Origin of the sequence: Paenibacillus macerans, from assembly GCF_050565405.1 — a bacterium.
In the GTDB taxonomy this organism is placed as follows: Bacteria; Bacillota; Bacilli; order Paenibacillales; family Paenibacillaceae; genus Fontibacillus; species Fontibacillus macerans_B.
In genome coordinates this window covers 1-20,092 of sequence record NZ_JBNYYG010000034.1, presented here as the reverse complement: position 1 = coordinate 20,092, position 20,092 = coordinate 1, and the positions used below count along the sequence as shown (strand labels likewise).

The following is a 20,092-nucleotide window of genomic DNA, read 5'->3' as shown; positions in this document are numbered from 1 at the left end:
TACGGATGGAACATCCGCAGGCCGGAGGGCTTCTTTGGCGCGCCTTAAACTAGGCGTCGGTTCGGGAGTCGCCGGAAAGGGCGAGCGCCTCGACGAGGCGCAGCACGCCCCGGAGGTTCTCCTCCTTCGTGGCCCCGTGGTATTTTTGCTGGTACAGATACAAGTCCGGGCTGAGCACTGCGACCAGGGCGCTGCCGATGAACTGCGGCTCCACTCCACGAATCTCGCCGGTAAGGACCGCCTGGCGGATCAGCTCCGTCAATACGGCATTCAACCGTTCAAAAAAGGGATGTTCGAACTGGGTCAGCTGCTTTTTGCCCGTAAACTCGGACTTGATCCGGAGCAGCAGCTCGGCGTGTACATCGATGAAATCGACGATCCGCGCTATGGCCAAGCGCAGATAATCCATCATCTTCTTGAACTCTCCCGCGGCAGCTTGGGGCTCCGCATCGGAATTTGCCGCGGGGCTTGTTCCGTTCTCCGGATTTGCCGCGGCGCTTGCAACGGCGGATTCGGCGTCGCCGGCAGCCTCAACCTTGGCCTTACCGCGTGCCAGACGGCTCGCCAGCTCCTCCAGCCCAAGCAGCAGCTGCTCCGTATTCTCCTTCAGCAAATCCGAGCAAATCTCGCCGATATCGGCATACCGCCGGTACAGGGAGCCTTGGCCGATCCCCGCCGTCTTGGCGATCATATACATGCTGACCCCTTCGAGCCCGAACTCGCGGAATAGCTGCTGCGCCGCCTCCAATATGCGTTCCCGGTAAAGATCGCGGTTCCGGGCCTGTCCCGCGGGTGCCGCATCCCGCCTATTTCCCCCGCCTCTCGTCTTGCCCGCTTGTCCCTCTCCCGCTTGCTCCGGTTTGCGCGCTCGCCTGTCCTGGTTCATCGATGACCCGGCCCCCCTCATTCATTCGAAAATCGCAATTGACTTATCGGACAATTGTCCGTAAACTAAGAATCGTAATTCGCCGGACAATTGTCCGGCATCTATACCCAACATTATATAGAGAAAACGGCCGCGGGGCAATTCCGGAACGTACCGGCTGCCCCCGAACGGCCGACCTAGGAGGAGAAAGATATATGGAGCAGACCCTCAACCCGCATGCCAACTTTAAGCTGTCCGGCATCCTGGTGCCGCTGCTGGCGATCATCGCCGGGGTATTTATGGTCGTATTGGACAACACGGCGATGAACGTCGCTTTGTCTACGCTGGTCACGGACTTCGATACAGATCTTAAGACGCTGCAATGGGTCGTCACCGGCTATATGCTGGCGCAGGCGTCGGTCATTCCGTTGTCCGGCTGGCTGTCCGACCGCTTCGGGGCCAAGACGATTTTTCTCGGCGCCGTCGTGCTGTTTACGATCGGTTCCCTGCTGTGCGCCACGCCCAATCAAGCGGAATGGCTGATCGTGTTCCGGGTCATTCAAGGGCTGGGCGGCGGCTGCGTACTGCCGGTAGCGATGGCTTATGTTTATAAGCTTAGCCCCGCAAGCAAAGTAGGCGTCGTCATGGGCATCATGGGCATTCCCGTGCTGTTTGCCCCGGCGATCGGCCCCGTTCTGTCGGGCTGGCTGGTGGAATACCACTCCTGGCGGCTGATTTTTCTGATCAACATTCCTGTGGGGATCCTTTGTCTTGCCATCGGTATCTTCAAGCTGCCTAAGGTGGAACGGAACCAGGTGGCCGGCATCGACAAATGGGGCATGGTTCTCGGACCGCTGGCCTTTGCCGCCCTTTCCTACGGCGTCAGCCAAGGGGCGGAAAGCTGGAGCTCCGACAAAACGATCCTCGGCCTGGCCGTCGGCGGCGCGGCATTGATCGCTTTTGTCGCGGCCGAACTCAAAACCCGTACCCCGCTGCTGGAACTGCGCATCTTCCGTTCGGTCGATTTCAGCGCCGGCATCATCGTGCAATGGATCGGGCAGTTCGGCTTGTACGGAGCGCTTTTCTTGCTGCCCCAGTTCCTGCAGCAAGCGCGCGGCTTCGGAGCGTTCGAGACCGGCTTGACCCTGCTGCCGCAGGCCATCGCCTCCGGACTCGTCATGCCGATCGCCGGCATCCTGTTCGATAAAATCGGCGTACGCTGGCTGGTCGTGCTGGGACTTAGCCTCGTCTCCGGCGCATTGTACCAATATTCGCACGTGGACTTGACGACCGAAAGCCACCAGATCATCCTGCCGCTTATCATGTGCGGCGCCGGCATGGGCATGATGACGATGCCGATGAACAACCATTTGCTGAACAAGGCTCCAAAGCCGCTCATTAACCGCGTTACATCGCTGACCAACTCCATGCAGCAGGTGATCAATTCGTTGGCGATTTCCACGCTGGTGACGATTCTGAGTTCCAGAACGACCTTCCGCGCGGAGGAAATGAAAGAAGCGGCGGCCGGTGCGGCCCAAATCGCAGGCGATGTTTCGCAAGCCGCGGCAGGCTCGGCCGAAGCGATGCGGCAGGCGGCCGCCACCGTGCTGGCCAAAGGATTCGACGATACGTTCTTTATCATGATGTTCGTGGCGATGGGCGGCGCCGCGTTGGGACTCCTGCTGCGGCGCAACCGTCCGGCGAAGGAAGAACCGCAGGAAACGGCGCGGCCCGTTGCAAGCAGGGAGAGCGTCAGCCACTAACGGCTTAACGAGAACTCGTCCACTTTGGCGCCGTCCACCTCGAAAGCCGCATAAGTCAAGGCATGCTCGCCTACGGTGATCCCGGCAAACGTCTGCTTGCCCGGCTGCGTATGTACCGCGTGATAAAACTTGTCTTTTTTCAAAACGTTGAATTTGGGGCCGGCCGTGTTGACAACGACATAGACGGTCCCTTTTCCTTGTCCCTCCGGAACGATTTCCCCGTCCCGCAAAGGATAGGACCGGGAGTATTCATGGTTATGTCCCTGCAGCACCAGATTCACGCCGAATTCGTCGAAGATTTCGATCCAATCGGCGATTTTCTCGTATTGATTGCCTCCGTAGGCGGGACGGTGAATGGCCGCGATCGTCCAAGGCTTGCCGTTCTTCTTCAGGTCCTTCCGCAGCCATTCCGTCTGCCGCTTGAGGTTCGATTCCGTGTTCAACGCGATGATATGGGCGTAGCCGTAGTCGAACGAATAAACGGTTCCCGGAGTCGCCCCATCCGCCCCGGTATCAGGCACGTAAAAATGCGACGCAAACCGCTCCGCTTGTCCGGGAACTTCGTCATGGTTGCCCGCGACCGGCATCAGCGGCACCCGGTCCAGCCACTTCGCCGCTTGTCGGAAAAAGGCGTCCCAGCCCCGTTCATTCGCCGGGTCCTCCGTCAAATCTCCGTTGTGCACAATGAAGCGGGCATCGGGAAACATGGCGAACGCCTTGTCCAACGTGCGCCCCCACAGCTTGAAATCCGCCTCCGACTCCCCTTGCGAATCCGTTACATTCAAGAAGGTAAACGTCTCCGGTGGAGGCCAAGGCGAAGCGATCGCCACCGACGTACCCCTGCTGGCGCTCCTGCTCGCCGCCGTTTTCGTCGTCTTCTTCTGCCGAAAACGGCTATAAAAAGAGATACTTAGGATACATCCTTTACGATAGCAACTTTTTAGCCCAGCAACTGTTTTGCTTTCCAAGCTTCACTTAGAATTCGTTGATTCCCTCGTAAATCGTTTATGATTAAGGTACTTCAAATGGCTAAGGGAGACCTTCAACGCTTTATTTTATCATTCAGAAGAAATTTGGCCCCTCCTAACCATGCAACTAGTAGTCTACTTTTTGTCAAAAGTTTGAAATATATTAACCTTGTTAAAAAGTCCAATCATCCCCTTTACAGTTTCATAACTTAAAGCCATGAGGGTATTTTTCAAGAAACTCTTGAGAATCCCTTTATAGTTGAGAAGCAAGAAAGGCGCCTAGCTCTCAACAATTTCAAAAGGAGATGAATAAGTTTATGGCATTTACGAGGGAGTACGCAGCAAAAAAACTGAAAGAGCACAAAGGGAAATATATGACAAGGGCATAGTAAATCCTACTGATTCTAGCACTTTTGCAGACGTATTGAGTGCATCCGCTACTGTATTAGGCCTCGTTTTTCTTCAAAGTACGGCAACTGGTTTAGCAACAGCTGTGCTTGGCATTGTTACCGATTTGATTCCAAACGAAAAAGAGATTCTCAAAGATATGGTATATGATGGATATTGGCATTTGGGATACCTCGAAGACTTTTTAGTTGACAATCCAAACTTTGATTTACTAGAAGTTAACTTTCCTTTTATTGAGTACGAAACAGCAGGTGTTCGATTCATCACAGGCAACGGTGTAGTAACTCGGGTTCATTCAAAGAGTGGAGGTTGGCAAATATTGTAATATTCATAGAGAAAACGCAGCCCTTTAATGGGTAAAGGGCTGCGTTTCCTACTCTCCTGAAAGAACTTACTTTTTGAATAACTCCCGAATAACTACTGGGGGATCAACCTTGTTTGTTATTTGGTATGATGAAGTTATATTTCTATTATAATCAAAAATACTGATATAACTGTTACCGTAGAGGGTTAATCCAAACGCTAACTTCTCATTAACTCTTATGGTTATCCAGTAGGACTCAGTATAACTGATGTTTGATAAATTTGATTCTTTTAAATCAAGATGTGAAAAATAATCTACAATTTTATTGATTTGATTCTGGTCAGATAAAGATATTTCATCTTCATCTACAGAGTCATATAATCGACTAATAATATTCAATGAGCTTATTTCTTCTACATTGAATTTATTAAGAACCACCTTGTTAAATGTAGTATGTTTTGAATTTTGATAAAAGAATGCGGCAACACCAACTAATATAATTAAAATTATTCCCAAAGTAATATATTTATAACGTTTTTTCATAGAACACCTCTCTATCCTACAGTAAGATTCTAACACTATTAAATACTCATAATTAATTAAGTCTATAGGATTTCGCACAAAATGAAAAAACTACATTATATCCAATACTATAGAATATGAAAATGGCCTACCTCCTCACTACATATAAATTAGGCAACAAAATGTTGCTGGAAGTAGTATAGAAGAGAGTTACTTTAGTACCTGTGATTTTCACTATACATATATTACCACGTTATACCTATTATATCCAAATTTTGTGTATAAATTGCTGAAATCCATCAATTCAGCAAATACTCCATAATTATAGTTCGCTAATAAAGTACTTGAAAACGATAATTCATCGATTAAAACACCCGCCAACCTATGTCTCCTCACTTTGAGTTGCAAATATTGAGACAATTATCTCTCTAGGTTCCAATTGAAGCCACTGCCGGCCTGAAGTAATTTAGTTCTTCACGCCCCTTCCTCCCGGAACTCGGTCGGCGTCATGCCGGTGACCTTCTTGAACACCTGGGTGAAGTAGCGCGGGTCCTGATATCCGACCATCGGAGCCACTTGATATACCTTGACGTGGCTGTTCATCAGGATGTATTTGGCCTTTTCGATCCGGCATTGGGTCAGGTACTCGAGGAACGTATACCCGGACACCTGCTTGAACAGCAGGCAAAAATGGCTGATGCTCAGATCGGCCAGCTCGGAAACCTCCTCGATGCTGAGGTCCTTGTGGTAGTTGTTCAAAATGTATTCCTGCGTTTTGGCGATCACCGTTTGGACGTTCTCCTTGGACTGGTTCTCCCGGCTTTCGCTGATCCATTTGCCGAAATTGGCTTTCAACGTTCCGATCATTTCGTTCAGCGTGCCGATGGAGTGCAGCTCCTGCAGCAATCCCTCCAAGGACCATTCGAGCAGCAAATTCATATGCTCGTATTGCCGGTACAGCACCACCGTCAATTCCACGATGATCCGCTCGGCAATCTCCTTGGTAAAGGCCTGCCCCTCGATATACAGCTTCGTCTCGTCAAAAGCGGCCAGCATCCGCTCCCGGTTCAACGTCCGTATGCTGTCCAGCAGCGCCGCCTCCAGGTGCTTCGGATATTTCAGTTCGCGGGCGCCCGGCTCCAGGCCGGAATCGTCGACGAACACGCCTTCCCGGTCGCTGTAAAACCGTTGATATAAAGCTTTGGCCGCGCTTTGGTACGCCTCGCTTAACTGTTCCATGCCGGCCGCCGTTTGGCTGAATCCGATGGAGCAGGACAATTTCGTGTTCAGCTTGACTTGGCGAATCACGTCATTCCCGAGCTCTTCCCTCTGATCGCTCAGCGTACTCGGGAACAGCAGCACCCATTCTCCGCCGTGAAAAGGAAATACGGTCAGCGCGCCATGCGCCACCGACCATTCGCCCAGAATATTGCGAATCGCAAACAGCCATAAACGCCGCTCTTCCGGCGTCCACTGCTCGTTCAGCTTCAGGTAATGATCCAATTGGATCACCGCCATGAAATATTCCTGCGACAGCTCGCTGTTCTCCAGCCAGCGCATATGCTGCATCGGGCTTTGGCTCTGATTGCCTTCGATGAACTCGGCGAACATCCGCTCTCTAGCCAGCACCGACAGCACCTGCACGGAATGCAGCAGCTTGTCGTTCTCCGTCTGCTTCTCAAGCGTCTTCTTGGCCCGCCGGATCATTTCGATCAGCTCGTCATGGTCGATCGGCTTCAGCAGATAGTCGAAGGCGCCTTCCCGCAGCGCTTCGCGAGCGTATTCGAATTCCCCGTACCCGCTGATAAAAATAAACAGCCTTTTGGCGTCTTCGGCCAGCACTTCCTTCATCAGCGTGATCCCGTCGATGCCCGGCATGCGGATATCGCTGATGATCATATGCGGCGACAGCTCGCGGACGAGCTGCAGCGCCTTCTCGCCGTTCCGCGCCTCCCCGACGATCTCCAGGTTCAAATCCTCCCAGGGAACCGCAACTTTCAGGCTCCGCAAAATGACCGGCTCGTCATCGACGAGAATAACCCGGTATTTCTCCTCCTTAGCTACCATATTGACACCTCCAGGCGATTAATTGGGCAGAGAGCTTCTTCGCAGCTGCCAATATTGCTCCGACGTTTGCTGAATCTGGTCGAGCGCTTGTTCGGGCGAGACCCGCCCTCCGATCATTTCCTCCAGCACCTTCAGAAAGGTCTTGTTGACTTCCGGAGAGAGCACGTTATCGTAAGGTACGAAACTTTGGGGGCTTTGCTCCATCAATTCCACGACTTGGGCGAACACCGGCCCCGTTTTATCCGAGTCATAGGTAATCTTCATCGAAGGAATCCGTAATGCTTCATATACGATGCGCCGCTGGATATCCTCCGTGTAAAAAACCTTCAGCAAATCCTGGGCGGCTTCCCATTTGGCCTCCTCCAAATTGGAGGACAAGCCGATCCCGATCGTGTATCCTCCGGCGATCGATTGGCTCCCGCCTTCCGCCAGGGAAGGAAACGGGATGACCCCGACCTGATTCTGAAAATCGGCCGGAGCTTTCTCGTTGTGAAACAAATTGATATCCCAGTTCCCGTTCAGGTACATCGCCGCTTTGCCGCCCGTAAACAGCTCGATGGCCTCTTCGGTCGACAGATCGTTGGCCGGCAGGCTGAAGGCATCTTGCCCGATCCAAGATTCCAGCTGCTTGAACGCTTGCAAATAGCCGGGGTTTCGAAAGTTCCGGGACTCTTCGCCCTGCACCAACGCATTGATCAGCGCCGGTCCGGCATACCGGTCCATCAGGTAATGGGCGAAAATGGCCGCCGGCCACCGTTCCTCATTGCCCAGCGCAAACGGCGTGATTCTGCTCGCGCCGAGCACGCGCACGACGCGGTTCAAATCCTCCAGCGTCTGCGGCGGTTCAAGGCCAAGCTCGCGGAAGATTTCCTTATTGTAATAAAGCGGCTCCGCATTTCCTTCGATCGGCAGGCCGTAGATATGATCGTCGTACGTCCACAAATGAAGATCCTGAAATTCTTCCTTGAGTCCGTTTTGCTCCACGAATTCGGTCAAATCCATCAGCCGGTTGGAGCGGACATACGGTTCGATTTCGGCCCCGCCGAACAACACGAACATATCCGGCGGCGTACCGGTCACCATTTCGCTTTTCAACTTCTGTTCGCGGTGGACGGTTTGGTCCATTCCTTCAAAATTCACCTTGACGTTCGGGTGCGACTTCTGGAATTCCTCCACGACATCCTCGACGATGTCGAGCATCTGGCTGTCATGCTCCTTGATCCAGAAATGGCGGAACGTGAGCGTAATCTTCTCGGTTTGGCTGTCCTCGATCGGCTCATGTCCGTCCGCGGCGATAATCAGTACCGAGATGGCAAGCACGAGCGCATAAACGGCGATCCATCCCCAGTTCAGAAACCACTTTTTCATGCATGCTCCCCCTTATCGTTTGGCCGTTGCGGTCTCATGTAGGATTTTCGGAATACGGATGCGGATAATCGATCCGTAGCCGGGGGAGGAACAAATCATGATGCCGTAATAGCCGCCAAACCGGATACGGAGCCGCTCGTGCACGTTTTTGAGCCCCACGCCGTTCTCCCGGTACTTTTTCAAATTGCCCCAATCCTTGCTCCACAAATGCATGAGCTTATCCGAATCGAAGCCCGGGCCGTTATCCATGACGTCGATCAGAATATCCCGGTCGTCCTCTTTGGCCGTAATGGAAATGAACCCGCTATCCTCCATCGGCTCGATCGCATGGTATAGCGCATTTTCCACGATCGGTTGGACGATCAGCTTCTGGGTTTTGAAATACTTGAGCGACTCGGGAATTTCAATATGATAGGCGAATTTATCTTCAAAGCGGAATTTCTGAATATCCAGATAATGCCGCACATGCTCCATCTCCATGGATAGCGGGATCAACTGCTGGTTTTCGCTGATGCTGATCCGCAGCAGCTTGCCCAGGGATATGACCATTTTGCTGATATCTTTATTGCCCTGGAGCACCGCCAATGAATTGATCGACTCCAATGAATTGTAGATGAAATGCGGATTGATCTGGGCTACCAGCGCCTGCAGCTCGACTTCTTTCTTTCGCGCCTGCTCCGTTTGCACCTGCTCGATCAGCTCGGTGATTTGCGTGCTCATCCGGTTAAAGCCGTCAACCAGCAAATCCGTTTCGTCTTCGCTCCGCACGGTGGACGTAATCGGCACGAAAATCCCTTGCTGCACCCGCTTCATCCCGTTCACCGCGCTGATAATGCTTCGAACCAGCCGGCGCACGAAGAAGCGGTCGAACAGAAAGGCCGATATTAAAGACACGAGCACCAGCACGACCGCGATGTTGCGGATCGACAGCGATTCCGAAGCGATCAGCTTGCTCGGCGTGATGGCCACCAGATACCAATCCTTGTTGTGCGAGGGTAAATAGGTAATCAGCGACTTTTCGCCTTGGTATTTGTCGGTGTAGTATCCTTTGCCGCCCGAATCCTCGTCGGTCAAGAAAGGAAACTCCGTCCGTTCCCCAATATGCTCGCCGGACTTGTCGAATACGATATTCCCCTGTTTGTTAACGAGCAGAATATCCCCCTGTTTCAACGTGGCGGCGTCCCAAAACACTTGATCCAAAATATCGGGCTTCACCGAGATCACCAAAGCGCCGATATCCTCCAGCGAGTAATAGTCCTTAATCAGGCGGGCTTGAATCAAAACCGGTTTCCCCATGGAAGCGGACCCGTTCTCGCCGGGACCTACCCAGACCGGGCGTCCTTCGGCGGCTTTCATCGCTCCATACCAGCTTTGCTTCCCCAAGTCCTCAAAGGACATCGCCTCATTGAATTGGTATTGCAATTTCTCCTTGGAGTACAACCCGAAGGAAGTAATCATCGGATGATTGATCAGGTTGTTGATGTCTTGCCTTTGCTCATAAGTCACGGAAAAATTCGGCTGCTTGACCAGCTTCTGAATCAGCGGCTGCGTAATCGCCGAATTGGACACCGTCGTGACTTCGTTTAGCGCAAACTTCAGCTTGCGATCGGTTTCGAGCAGCGAAACCCAATAGAAATTGCTCGACTTATTCTCCATCGCGTTCGAGAAACTGTAATACGATATGGAACCCATCAAGATAACGGGAATAAACACAAGAAGAATAATAGCCAGCAAGATTTTTCGACGGAGCTTCATAACGGGCGTCCTCCTAAGCATCTCCTCACTCTATTATTCTTCGTCATGTTGGATATTCCTTTGCTATTGATATAAAGATCGTATTCGTATTTAACTCTTGATCGCGCCCGAGGTCAGACCGGCGATGACCCAGCGGCTGAACAGCAGGAACACGATCAATAACGGCAAAGTCGCCGTAAAGGTTGCCGACATGATCATCCCGAAGTCGAGGCCGTCCTTGTTGGTGAACAACTGCTGCAGGGCCAACTGAAGCGTATAGTTCTCCTTGTTTTTCAACACGACCAGCGGCCAGAAGAAGTCGTTCCATACGTTCATGAAGTTCAAAATGCCCAGCGTAGCCATCGCCGGCGTAACGACCGGCATCGCGATGCTCCAGAAAATGCGGAAATGCCCGCCTCCGTCGATCCGCCCCGCCTCGATCAGTTCCGAATGGACGGCCGAAGTAATGTACTGCCGCATCCAGAAAATACCGAACGCGTTCACCATCGCCGGAACGATGAGCGCTTTATAGCTGTCGATCCAATGCAGCTTGGCCATAATCACATACTGGGGCAGCACGCTAAGCTGCGCAGGGACGAGCATCGTGGCGATAACGAATACGAACAGCGTCTTTTTCAACGGAAATTCGTATTTGGCGAAAGCATAACCCGCCAGCGTACTTAAGAATACGACGGACACGGTTACCGCCGACGAGACGACGATCGAGTTGAACATCGCCCGGAAAAATTCCGTCCGTTCCAGCACGCGTTCGAAGTTGTTGAAGAACTCCAGTCCCGGCGTCAAGAGCGGCGGAATATGGAAAGCCGCATCCTTCTCGTTCGTCGCTACGACAAACATCCAGTAGAACGGGAACACAGAAAGAATAGCGCCAACGATCATGGCTAGATAGAACAAAGTTTTGGCTACGACGCCCGGGTCGTCGGGTTTTCTTTTTTTCATGACAGCGGTACTCATGCCTTCTTCCCTCCTGTATCTCCGCCCATACGGCTTGACAGCAGCATATTAAGGAGCGAAAAAATAATCGTGGCGGCAAACAACAACACCGCTGTTGCGGCAGCCGTTCCGAAGAATCCGTTCTTGAACGCCTCATTGTACAGATACGTAACCATGGTGACCCCTTCCTGACGCGTGGAGCCCGTACCCGATTGGCCGAGGAACACATACGGTTCAGTAAACAGCTGCAGGGCACCGATGGTGGATACCAGCGTAACGAAGAGGATAAATGGCCGGAGAAGCGGCAGCGTAATGTAGATCAACTGCTGCCGGCGGTTGGCACCGTCGATGCGGGCAGCCTCGTAAATATCGGTCGGAATGCTTTGCAGGCCGGACAGGAAGATGATCGCGTTGTACCCCATCCAACGCCACATGACCATCGTGGAGATGGCGATTTTCACGCCCCACCAGCCCGAGTTGAACGGCACGCTTTCGAGGCCGAAGCTGTTCAGGACCCAGTTCACCATCCCGTTGTTGCCGAACATCGTGCTGAACACGAGCGTTACGGCGACGATCGAGGTGATGTTAGGCATGAAATACAAAACGCGAAACGTATTCTTGTATTTGTTCAGGGCCGAGTTGAGCATAACCGCCACGAACAGCGCCACGATCAACTGCGGCAGCGTGCCCATAAGGCCCATTATCAGCGTATTGCTGAAAGAGATCCAAAACGTCGGATCGGTCGTGATCAGCTCATAGTTTTTGAAACCGACGTACTTCATCGGGCCGAGCGCGTCCCATTTGAAGAAAGACAAGTAAATCGTAAACAGGATCGGATACAAGCCGAAAATGGCAAACAATATAAAGAAAGGCGAAATGAATGTGTACGCCGTAAGCCGGCTCCGCCTCGTCTCGTTCCAGTACGGCTTTTTCTTTGGAACGGGCTGGAACGGGCTTGTTGTAGCTGCTGTGTCCGCCATGGACGCACCTCCAAGATATAGGTAATTCAAAAAGTCATTCAGTGCTTCAAACCTGACTTTTTGAATATTCATGCTAAGCATGCTAAGGCAAATCCAAATTCGCAAGAAGAATGGCTTCTCCTTGCGAATCCGGATAGGTAAATGGATATCATGCCCGCTCCATTCGAGCGGATTTATGTCAAGCCAGCCTTAGCTGCGCTCAACCAATGTTTTGGCTTGTTTCATAGCGTCGTCCCATTCTTTTTGCGGATCCGCTTTTTTCTCAAGCACGTTTTTGAGCGCGTTTTTGATGATCGTATCGACTTGGTCATGCAGCGGTCCGTAGTAGACCGGTTTAACGCGTTCCGCCGATTTGGCGTACGCCTCGGCAATGACTTGGCCGCTGAAGAATTCGTCCTTGGTTTCGCTGAATGCCGGTTCGTCGTACACGGCCGGAATCGATGGGAACAAGCCGCTGTCTTTGAACGATTTCAACTGGTTCTCTTTGTTCACGAGCCAGGAGATGAATTCAAAAGCTTCTTTCGAATGTTTGCCTTCTTTCGGCAGCGTCAGGAAGGAACCGCCCCAGTTGCCGGCACCTTCGGGAAGCTGGGCGATTTGCCATTTCCCTGCGGAGTCTTTGGCGTTGCGAATCGTACCTGCGATCCAAGCCGGGCCGAGCATTACGCCGAAATCGCCTTGGTTGATCGCGTTTTGCCATTCGGGAGACCACAGGATCCAGTTGCCGATCCAGCCTTCTTGAATGCCTCTTACCGTAAAGTCGTAAGCTTTCTTCACTTGAGGATTCGTATCGCCGATGAAAGCGCCGTCCTCTTTGTTGAAGTAGATTTGGTCAGGCGATTGGTCGCGCAAACCGTTGTAAACCAGGTCCGTCAAATCGGCAAACGGTTTGCCGGTTTTGTCTTTGAACTGCTTCGCTACCGTAGCGAATTTATCCCATGTATCGATCGCGGCGCTGAAGCCGTCCGGATCGGTAGGGAGTCCGGCTTGTTCCGCCAGGTCCGTGCGGTAGTAGACAACCGTCGGGCCGATATCGGTAGGCAGGCCGAGCTGGAAGGAGCCGTCGATCGAAGTCGCTTGTTTCCATTTCCAATCGAGATAGTTGCTCTCGATATCTTTTGCGCCAAGATCGTACAGGTTGTAAAACTTGTCTTGCGCGTTAATGAACCGTTCCATGAAGGCGATTTCCAACATGAAGATGTCTGGCGCGCCCGAGCCTGCGGACAAAGCCGTCGTCAGGTTGTTGTGATGCGCCGTTTGGTCCGACGTGTTTTGGAACTTGAACGTAATGTTCGGATGCTCCGCCGTATATTCCTTGGCGAGGTCTTCATAGTTGGTCGTGCCCAGCGACCAGAACGTCAGCTCGACCTTCTCGGCCGGTTCGGTTCCGGCGTTGGAGGCGCCTTCGCTTTCGTTGGTTGTGGCCGGAGCGCCCGCTCCGCCGTTATTTGCCGCATTGTTGCCCCCGCCGCAAGCAGCCAATAAAGAAATCATCATGGCAGCAACCAGCACGAGAGCCCACGGTTTTGTTCTCTTCATTGCAAAATGTACCCCTTTCCGTATTCCGTATTTTACATTTTCAGTCTAACGAAAACGGATACATTTTTTGAGGAGGCAAACTTGCGATTTGTGGTTGGAATTATTCCGATATTGCTAATCTCTCATTTTCCGGACGTGTCTTGATGTAACGAATCCTGATATCGCTAATTGGCTCAAATACGGTGCTTTGGGAGCCGTTTTTCGGTTAATAAGGTTACCACAGTTCGTCACAAATTCCGGAGTGCTTATTTGGAGCTGTTCAGCATTTCCACGGTTCGTTAGAGCCACAGCCGCAATACGATCATCACGCCTGCCCCTAGCACAAAAAAAGCCGGTCCTCCGCTTAAGCAAGCGAAGGATCGGCCATTAGCGTCCGGTTATATAAGGTTCAGAAAAAGTCCAGCAAAGCCGTTTTGCTAACGGGAATCAGCCGCTCTAGCGTCTCTGCGTCGGCTTCCGAACCGCTTAGCTTGCCGTATGCGAACATCTCCCGCGGCCGTTTGTATCCCAGCAGCATGGCCGTCAGCGTTTGAATGTCACAGGTCAGCCCGGGGATGCCTTCCCCTGGAGCAGACTCCGCGGGATTCAGCATCCCTGCTCCTTCCGGGGAGACCTCAAGCAGCCATTGGCCCTCGTTCCAAGGGGCGAATCCATCTTGGATTTGCAGGTTGATGCGGGTTGTTTGCGCCGCCGCAGCGTTAAACGGATATTCGCGGACAAACGCCGCCGCATTCACGATCCGGGCCATGAAGTAAGGCACGGTCTCCTGCTTGCAGCGCGGGTCGCGCAGCATGTACGGCAGCAGATCGTCGGCCGGCACATGATTGATAATCGCCTGTTTCACCATCGAGTCGTGGTTGGCCAGATACGTCCATAAGCCTTGGCGCGCCGTTTCGTTCAAGAAGACGAATTCGTCGACCAGGAGCTCGCCATTTTTCACCTGATAGAGAACGTAGCCCTCCGGTTCCCCGGCCTCGGAAAAATACACGGCGGTATGGTCCTCGTCGCCGAGCACGCTCTGCTTCCACCAATCCGCGTCCCGGACAAGGGTCCCGTTGTAGCGCCGAGCAAACGCATGATAGATGCCGTCCAGCAGCTCGATGTCCTTCACGTCCCGTTTGACGGTGCCGGGAACCCGAGTTTTGGAAGGGAAATTATCCACGTTGAGGGTGTACTTCTTATAATCCGTGTATACTTCCCAGCCGAATTTCCGGTAAAAAGGGATGGAGAAGGGATGCAAACAAGACAGGATTTGCCCTTGCTCATTCATGCGGTTCAGCGCCGTCGCCAGCAGCCGGCCGACGAGTCCGCTCCGCCGCTTCTCCGGCCAGGTCGCCACGCCGGCAATGCCTCCCATCTGAAAGGAACGCCCCTGGACGTACAGCTGCAGCGGCAGCAACGTCAGCTTCGCCAGCAGCTCGCCGTCCTCGAACGCTCCCCAGAACCGTTCGGGCTTGAACGAAGCCCGATTTTTCTCGCGGTCTTCCGGCGAAAGCTTATACTGAAACGCATATTCGGATAAATTTAGGCTGACGTCATACTCCCCGGGCGTTAATTGTCTGATATCCACAAGTCCACCTCTTTTTCATAGAATTCGCTTCCGCGGTTGATGCGGAATTTCTATGAAGAGTGTGTCAGAAATTACCTGAGGTGTCAATTGGAACGACTTAGAGCAAACCGGCCACTTCGCCGCTTTCGTCGAGATGGATCCGCTCCGCCGCCGGGGTTTTCGGAAGTCCGGGCATCGTGACGATATTGCCGGTCTGCACGACGATGAAGCCGGCTCCCGCGGACAAGGCAATGTCCTTGACCTGCACGATGAAATCCTCGGGCGCTCCCAGCAAGCCCGCTTGATCGGAAAAAGAGTACGGCGTCTTCGCCATGCAAACCGGCAGGCGGCCGAAGCCCTGACGCTCAAGTTCCAGCATTTTAGCTTCCGCTTTGGCGTTCAGCTTAATGCCGGCGCCGCGGTAGATTTCCCGCACGACCGTTTCGATCTTCGACTTCACGTCCAACTCGTCGGCATACAGCGGCGCATAGCGGGAGGTTTCCTGCTGCAGCATGCTGCGCAGCGTAGTCGCCATCTCGATCCCGCCTTCGCTGCCCCTGGCCCACACGTCGGAAAGCTCCGCCTTCACGCCCAACCGGCCGCACTCCTCTTTCACCAGCGAGATTTCCTCTTCCGCATCGCCGGTAAAATGGTTGATCGCCACCATCGCCGGCACCCCGAATTTGCGGAGGTTCTCCAGATGGCGCCTCATGTTGGCCATTCCGGCCTGAAGCGCCCCGGGATTCGGCTTGTCCAGCTCCGTTTTCCGGATTCCGCCGTTATATTTCAAAGCCTTGATCGTGACGACCAGGACGGCCGCATCCGGTTTTAACCCGGCTTGCCGGCATTTGATGTCGAAGAACTTCTCGGCGCCAAGGTCGGCCCCGAATCCCGCTTCGGTGACGACGATATCGGCCAGCTTCAGCGCGGTTTTCGTGCCGATGACGCTGCTGCAGCCGTGGGCGATATTGGCGAACGGCCCGCCGTGCACCATCGCCGGCGTTCCCTCTGCCGTTTGCACCAGGTTCGGCTTGAGCGCCTCCTTCAGGAGTACGGTCATCGCGTCCACGGCACCGATTTGCGACGCGGTCACCGCCTCGCCGGTCATACTGTAAGCCACGACCATGCGCCCCAAACGCTCCTTGAGATCCCGCGCATCTTCGCTGAGGCACAGCACCGCCATCACCTCGGAGGCCGTCGTGATCATAAACCCGGATTCATGCACGCTCCCGTTCCCTTCGCCGAGTCCGACGACGATTTGCCGCAAGCTCCGGTCGTTCATGTCCATCGCGCGTTTCCACAATATCCGGTTGGTGTCTATTTGCAATGCGTTCCCTTGAAAAATATGATTGTCGATCATCGCGGCAAGCAGGTTATGCGCCGAGGTAATCGCGTGCAAATCCCCGGTAAAATGTAAATTAATGTCCTCGGACGGCATAAGTTGCGCCTTATTGCCGCCCGTCGCACCGCCCTTCATGCCGAAGCACGGCCCTAGCGACGGCTCCCTCAGCGCGGCGATCGTCGGTACGCCGATCGCGTTCAGCGCCTGAGCCAGCCCGATCGTCGTTAACGTTTTGCCTTCCCCGGCCGGCGTCGGATTCATCGCCGTCACCAGCACCAGTTTGCCGTCGGGCCGGTCCTGCAAATCCTGGCGCAGGCTTAAATCCAGCTTGCTCTTGTAACGGCCGTACAACTCCACATATTTTTCCGCAATACCAAACGATTCGGCCACCTCTATAATCGGCTTCATTCCCGTTAGCTACCTCCAGCCATCTCATTCTTGCAACTCATATGGAAATCCTATTGAAAATTTCAATTCTTATTGTACATGAAATAGAGGGGAATATGCGTGACGGAAATCGTACGCCGTGGGGAGACAGTATTTTTGTGGCGCGGCATTTTCAAAGTGGAGGGGCGGAAGGAATCCGATGAACAGCGTTAGCGCGAAGCTGGCGCTTGATGGCCTGAATTGCCCCAATATGCAATCCTTCATGAAAAATCGTTCTGACCAGCACTTGTTCGATCGTATGCATGCCCATTTCGGTTGGCGGGAACTCCTGTTCCAAGCGATACCGGTTTTGTTCGAAAATGATGTCGGGTTGTTGTTTCAGAAACGAAATCAATTCCTGCAGCGTAGGGGTTCCCGGGGTGAAATGTGCCGGCAGCGGATATTGTTGTTGAACCCCTCGGGGATGAAGTCCGCCTCCTCTTCCGAGATCCCCTCCACCGTTTCAAGCAATTCGTTCCTGTATGTTCTCAGCTGTTCGAACAGTACTTCGTGCCGTTTTTCCATGCCGGTTCCCCTTTCATTCATAGATTCGATTTATAACTTCCTGCCTGAAGTAAGGATTCAAATCTTACTTGCTGCTTCATATCCGTAATCCCGCTCGACTTTGCACACTCTCGTTTTATACTGGAGATACCATTCCGACATTCCCTTGCGTTGGGCAATGAGATGTCTCTCGTTTTGTTTCCATTTTTGAATAGCTTCGAGAGAATCCCAATAAGACACCGTGATGCCTAAACCTTCCCTCGCGCTTTCTACTCCCAAAAATCCGGGTTGGATTGAGGCAAGCTTCACCAGTTCATCAGCCATTTCAGCATAACCATGATCCCCTTCCGTCCGTTCGGAAGAGAAAATCACCGCATAGTAAGGTGGTTCTGGCGTTTGGGCAATACCGCTCATACAAATCCTCCTATTTTGATGTTTGCCGCCTTTACACCTATTTTTATTCGGCACTGTGTGCTCTAATTCCTTGCAAAAAAAAGGATAAGCATCTCTGCTCATCCTGATTCTACCCTAGACCATTAGCTCAAAGACGCCATCGGCCCCCATATATGAAGTGACTGGGATACTGTGCGAATATTCATAGTCTAAACTTTTACAAATATATGATAAATAACCAAATGCCATTGACAATACCTAACATTCTAAGCAAAGTATAAAGTGTATATTTTGCCTGTATTTTACAAAATAGCAAAAATAAATTCACTAGATTTTAAGGCAAATTATACAATCCGACAGAAAGGAGTGAACCGTCCATTCCCCTTTGTTTGACATGATGGGGAGTTATCGGCATAAACTCGGCTAACGGACAATGGAGTGACGGGTGGCCACTGGCTTTTGCTACGATGGCGTGAACGGACAAGCCGCTTACCGGATGTTGGAGATCCGAAGGAACTATCGTTAGATTATTCTATTTCTAAGAGAGGACTGAATCATAATGCAAAATCATAGGAAGAAATTTTCTTTTCTGGCTGTATTGGCACTATTGATTACCCTTTTCACTCCATTTTTGTTTGATGTGCAATCATCCCAGGCGGCTGCCGGCGATCCTGCGATTGAACTGGACACTAGCCGGGTCGTACTGGCCAGCACCTATCCTGCATGGGATAGCGCTAAAGCCTATATTGGCGGAGACATCGTATCCTATAACGGTCAGGATTATAAGGCCAAATGGTGGACACAGGGGGATGCCCCCGGTACATCAGTGGTCTGGGAATTGATTACGCCATCCGATGGCACCTATCCGGCATGGGACAGCGCTAAAGCCTACATTGGCGGAGACACCGTTGCTTACAATGGTCAACTGTACAAAGCCAAATGGTGGACTTTGGGGGAAATACCTGGTGTGGCTGCCGTTTGGGAGCTGCTGGCGGGCAATCCAAACCCGACCGATCCAACCAATCCGACGGACCCCACAGATCCAACCGATCCCATCCCAAGCGGCTTCAAAGTTGTGGGATACTACCCTAGCTGGGAGCCTGGCAAGATTAACATGATTCAATATCATAACCTGACTCATATTAATTATGCGTTTGCCATTCCAACCAGTGAAGGCTCGCTTCTTCCGCTGGAGAATACCGATGCCGCCAGTCAAATTATTCAGACGGCTCATGCCAATGGCGTGAAAGTGCTGCTTGCGGTAGGCGGCTGGTCTTACAACGGAACTCCTCTGGAGAACACCTTCATGGCGGCGACCAATTCGCCGGAAAAGATTAAGAAATTCGGCAATGCCATCATCGCGATGGCCAAGCAATACGGGTTTGACGGCGTAGATATGGACTGGGAGCACCCAAGAACCGACGGCTCAAGCAAGCAGCAGTATGAGGATCTTATGGTGTATTTAAGCACGGAGCTTAAAAAGCAAAATATGCTCCTAACCTCAGCCGTCCTCAGCGGTGTAACGCCGGAAGGAGTGGTTTATTGGGATTCGGCGGCCCACACCGATAAGGTTATCCGTGCCGTGGACTGGTTTAATGTCATGGCCTATGACGGAGGCGACGGGAATAGGCACTCCACCTATGACTTCGCTGTGCTTTGCGGCAAGTATTGGAAGGAAACGAGAAAAATGCCAGCGGATAAAGTCGTTTTGGGCGTTCCTTTCTACGGCAGACCTTCCTGGGCTTCCTATGCTGCCATTTTGCAAGCCAATCCCAATGCCTATAACACTGACATTTCTATGATCAACGGGATGGAAGCCTATTATAACGGAATTCCAACCATTCAGAAAAAGACACAATATGCGCTAGAGCAACTTGGAGGCATTATGGCCTGGGAGTTGACTCAGGATACTACGGATTCCGGCAAAAGCTTACTGCAGGCCATCGGCAATACTGTAAGGGCTTACAGTCAATAAGAATAAGCCAAAGTATTTGATGCGCATCAAGGGCAAGGGCCTTCAATTCTACTCGGACAGTAGAACTGAAGGCCCTGTATTTACCCTATGGATGCCCTTAATGGAGATAGGATGGACGGAAATTACAATCCGTGCTTACCTGGTTCTTAAAGCGAGCGCCTAATTCAAGGGCCTTTGAGCAAAAACCTGCAAAAAGGTAGGCTTTGGGAGCCCATTTCTCACTTTAGCCCCATAACCCTAAAAATACCTGCGCTTTTGCAGGTTTTGGCTCATTATGCCCCCACGCCCCCAAAAAGCCTGCACTTTTGCAGTTTTTTCTTCGCACACAAAAAAGCACCGCCGAATAAACGGCAGTGCTCTTTCTTCTTTGCTTGGCGGCGTCCTACTCTCCCAGGACCCTTCGGTCCAAGTACCATCGGCGCTGGAGGGCT

Annotated in this window: 16 protein-coding genes and 1 pseudogene; 3 read left to right on the top strand and 14 right to left on the bottom strand. The window is 52.3% G+C overall.

What is annotated here, in order from left to right; all coding sequences use genetic code 11:
• Positions 1–49 precede the first annotated feature (49 nt).
• Positions 50–886 carry a TetR/AcrR family transcriptional regulator gene (locus ACQ4N8_RS18375; RefSeq protein WP_430705807.1) on the bottom strand — a complete coding sequence of 279 codons (837 nt, stop codon included), beginning with the start codon at positions 884–886 and terminating at the stop codon, positions 50–52.
• 194 nt (positions 887–1,080) lie between these two features.
• Here ACQ4N8_RS18375 and ACQ4N8_RS18370 point away from each other — a divergent pair, with 194 nt between their 5' ends.
• On the top strand, positions 1,081–2,628 hold the full coding sequence (locus tag ACQ4N8_RS18370; RefSeq protein ID WP_430705806.1) for a DHA2 family efflux MFS transporter permease subunit: 1,548 nt from the start codon (positions 1,081–1,083) through the stop codon (positions 2,626–2,628).
• Here the strand turns inward: ACQ4N8_RS18370 and ACQ4N8_RS18365 are convergent.
• Positions 2,625–3,458 (bottom strand): metallophosphoesterase, encoded by an 834-nt coding sequence (locus ACQ4N8_RS18365; RefSeq protein ID WP_430705805.1) that lies wholly within the window; start codon positions 3,456–3,458, stop codon positions 2,625–2,627. The two genes, ACQ4N8_RS18370 and ACQ4N8_RS18365, sit on opposite strands and share 4 nt — an antisense overlap.
• Before the next feature lie 562 nt (positions 3,459–4,020).
• Between ACQ4N8_RS18365 and ACQ4N8_RS18360 the strand changes: the two genes are divergently transcribed.
• Positions 4,021–4,329: a hypothetical protein gene (locus ACQ4N8_RS18360; RefSeq protein WP_430705804.1), complete on the top strand. Its 309-nt coding sequence runs from the start codon at positions 4,021–4,023 to the stop codon at positions 4,327–4,329.
• A gap of 66 nt (positions 4,330–4,395) precedes the next feature.
• On the opposite strand, the gene ACQ4N8_RS18355 is transcribed toward ACQ4N8_RS18360, so the two are convergent.
• From ACQ4N8_RS18355 to ACQ4N8_RS18305, 11 genes and pseudogenes are all read right to left on the bottom strand, one after another.
• Entirely contained in the window at positions 4,396–4,851 is a 456-nt protein-coding gene (locus ACQ4N8_RS18355) for a hypothetical protein (RefSeq protein ID WP_430705803.1), read from the bottom strand.
• 453 nt (positions 4,852–5,304) lie between these two features.
• A complete protein-coding gene (locus tag ACQ4N8_RS18350) occupies positions 5,305–6,897 on the bottom strand; it encodes a response regulator (RefSeq protein ID WP_430705802.1) in 1,593 nt (530 codons plus the stop codon).
• Positions 6,898–6,915: 18 nt separating this feature from the next.
• A complete protein-coding gene (locus tag ACQ4N8_RS18345) occupies positions 6,916–8,265 on the bottom strand; it encodes an ABC transporter substrate-binding protein (RefSeq protein WP_430705801.1) in 1,350 nt (449 codons plus the stop codon).
• Positions 8,266–8,277: 12 nt separating this feature from the next.
• A complete protein-coding gene (locus ACQ4N8_RS18340) occupies positions 8,278–10,020 on the bottom strand; it encodes a cache domain-containing sensor histidine kinase (protein WP_430705800.1) in 1,743 nt (580 codons plus the stop codon).
• Positions 10,021–10,110: 90 nt separating this feature from the next.
• Complete coding sequence (locus tag ACQ4N8_RS18335) at positions 10,111–10,974, bottom strand: carbohydrate ABC transporter permease (protein ID WP_430705799.1); 864 nt, start codon at positions 10,972–10,974, stop codon at positions 10,111–10,113.
• Positions 10,971–11,933: a carbohydrate ABC transporter permease gene (locus ACQ4N8_RS18330; RefSeq protein ID WP_430705798.1), complete on the bottom strand. Its 963-nt coding sequence runs from the start codon at positions 11,931–11,933 to the stop codon at positions 10,971–10,973. The genes ACQ4N8_RS18335 and ACQ4N8_RS18330 overlap by 4 nt, the downstream gene beginning before the upstream one ends.
• Positions 11,934–12,122: 189 nt before the next feature.
• Positions 12,123–13,472, bottom strand: coding sequence for an extracellular solute-binding protein (locus ACQ4N8_RS18325; protein ID WP_430705797.1), 1,350 nt, complete (start codon positions 13,470–13,472; stop codon positions 12,123–12,125).
• Positions 13,473–13,860: 388 nt separating this feature from the next.
• The gene (locus ACQ4N8_RS18320; protein WP_430705796.1) at positions 13,861–15,042 is read right to left on the bottom strand and encodes a GNAT family N-acetyltransferase; all 1,182 of its coding nucleotides are present in this window, start codon (positions 15,040–15,042) and stop codon (positions 13,861–13,863) included.
• 97 nt (positions 15,043–15,139) lie between these two features.
• Positions 15,140–16,771 (bottom strand): formate--tetrahydrofolate ligase, encoded by a 1,632-nt coding sequence (locus tag ACQ4N8_RS18315; protein WP_430705795.1) that lies wholly within the window; start codon positions 16,769–16,771, stop codon positions 15,140–15,142.
• A 151-nt stretch (positions 16,772–16,922) separates the two neighbouring features.
• Positions 16,923–17,314 (bottom strand): annotated as a pseudogene (locus ACQ4N8_RS18310) (DinB family protein).
• A 57-nt stretch (positions 17,315–17,371) separates the two neighbouring features.
• Positions 17,372–17,707, bottom strand: a complete 336-nt coding sequence (locus tag ACQ4N8_RS18305; protein ID WP_430705794.1) for an antibiotic biosynthesis monooxygenase family protein — start codon at positions 17,705–17,707, stop codon at positions 17,372–17,374.
• 538 nt (positions 17,708–18,245) lie between these two features.
• Between ACQ4N8_RS18305 and ACQ4N8_RS18300 the strand changes: the two genes are divergently transcribed.
• Positions 18,246–19,661, top strand: a complete 1,416-nt coding sequence (locus ACQ4N8_RS18300; protein ID WP_430705793.1) for a glycosyl hydrolase family 18 protein — start codon at positions 18,246–18,248, stop codon at positions 19,659–19,661.
• 237 nt (positions 19,662–19,898) lie between these two features.
• Here ACQ4N8_RS18300 and ACQ4N8_RS18295 read toward each other — a convergent pair.
• On the bottom strand, positions 19,899–20,092 hold a 194-nt coding region (locus ACQ4N8_RS18295; protein ID WP_430705792.1), incomplete at its 5' end, for a hypothetical protein.

Excerpts from the sequence above, each read along its gene's own strand:
- ACQ4N8_RS18300 (WP_430705793.1), top strand. The coding sequence starts at position 18,246 with ATGCAAAATCATAGGAAGAAATTTTCTTTTCTGGCTGTATTGGCACTA.
- ACQ4N8_RS18305 (WP_430705794.1), bottom strand. The coding sequence starts at position 17,707 with ATGAGCGGTATTGCCCAAACGCCAGAACCACCTTACTATGCGGTGATT.
- ACQ4N8_RS18325 (WP_430705797.1), bottom strand. The coding sequence starts at position 13,472 with ATGAAGAGAACAAAACCGTGGGCTCTCGTGCTGGTTGCTGCCATGATG.
- ACQ4N8_RS18375 (WP_430705807.1), bottom strand. The coding sequence starts at position 886 with ATGAACCAGGACAGGCGAGCGCGCAAACCGGAGCAAGCGGGAGAGGGA.
- ACQ4N8_RS18370 (WP_430705806.1), top strand. The coding sequence starts at position 1,081 with ATGGAGCAGACCCTCAACCCGCATGCCAACTTTAAGCTGTCCGGCATC.
- ACQ4N8_RS18345 (WP_430705801.1), bottom strand. The coding sequence starts at position 8,265 with ATGAAAAAGTGGTTTCTGAACTGGGGATGGATCGCCGTTTATGCGCTC.
- ACQ4N8_RS18335 (WP_430705799.1), bottom strand. The coding sequence starts at position 10,974 with ATGAGTACCGCTGTCATGAAAAAAAGAAAACCCGACGACCCGGGCGTC.
- ACQ4N8_RS18350 (WP_430705802.1), bottom strand. The coding sequence starts at position 6,897 with ATGGTAGCTAAGGAGGAGAAATACCGGGTTATTCTCGTCGATGACGAG.
- ACQ4N8_RS18330 (WP_430705798.1), bottom strand. The coding sequence starts at position 11,933 with ATGGCGGACACAGCAGCTACAACAAGCCCGTTCCAGCCCGTTCCAAAG.
- ACQ4N8_RS18355 (WP_430705803.1), bottom strand. The coding sequence starts at position 4,851 with ATGAAAAAACGTTATAAATATATTACTTTGGGAATAATTTTAATTATA.
- ACQ4N8_RS18315 (WP_430705795.1), bottom strand. The coding sequence starts at position 16,771 with ATGAAGCCGATTATAGAGGTGGCCGAATCGTTTGGTATTGCGGAAAAA.
- ACQ4N8_RS18340 (WP_430705800.1), bottom strand. The coding sequence starts at position 10,020 with ATGAAGCTCCGTCGAAAAATCTTGCTGGCTATTATTCTTCTTGTGTTT.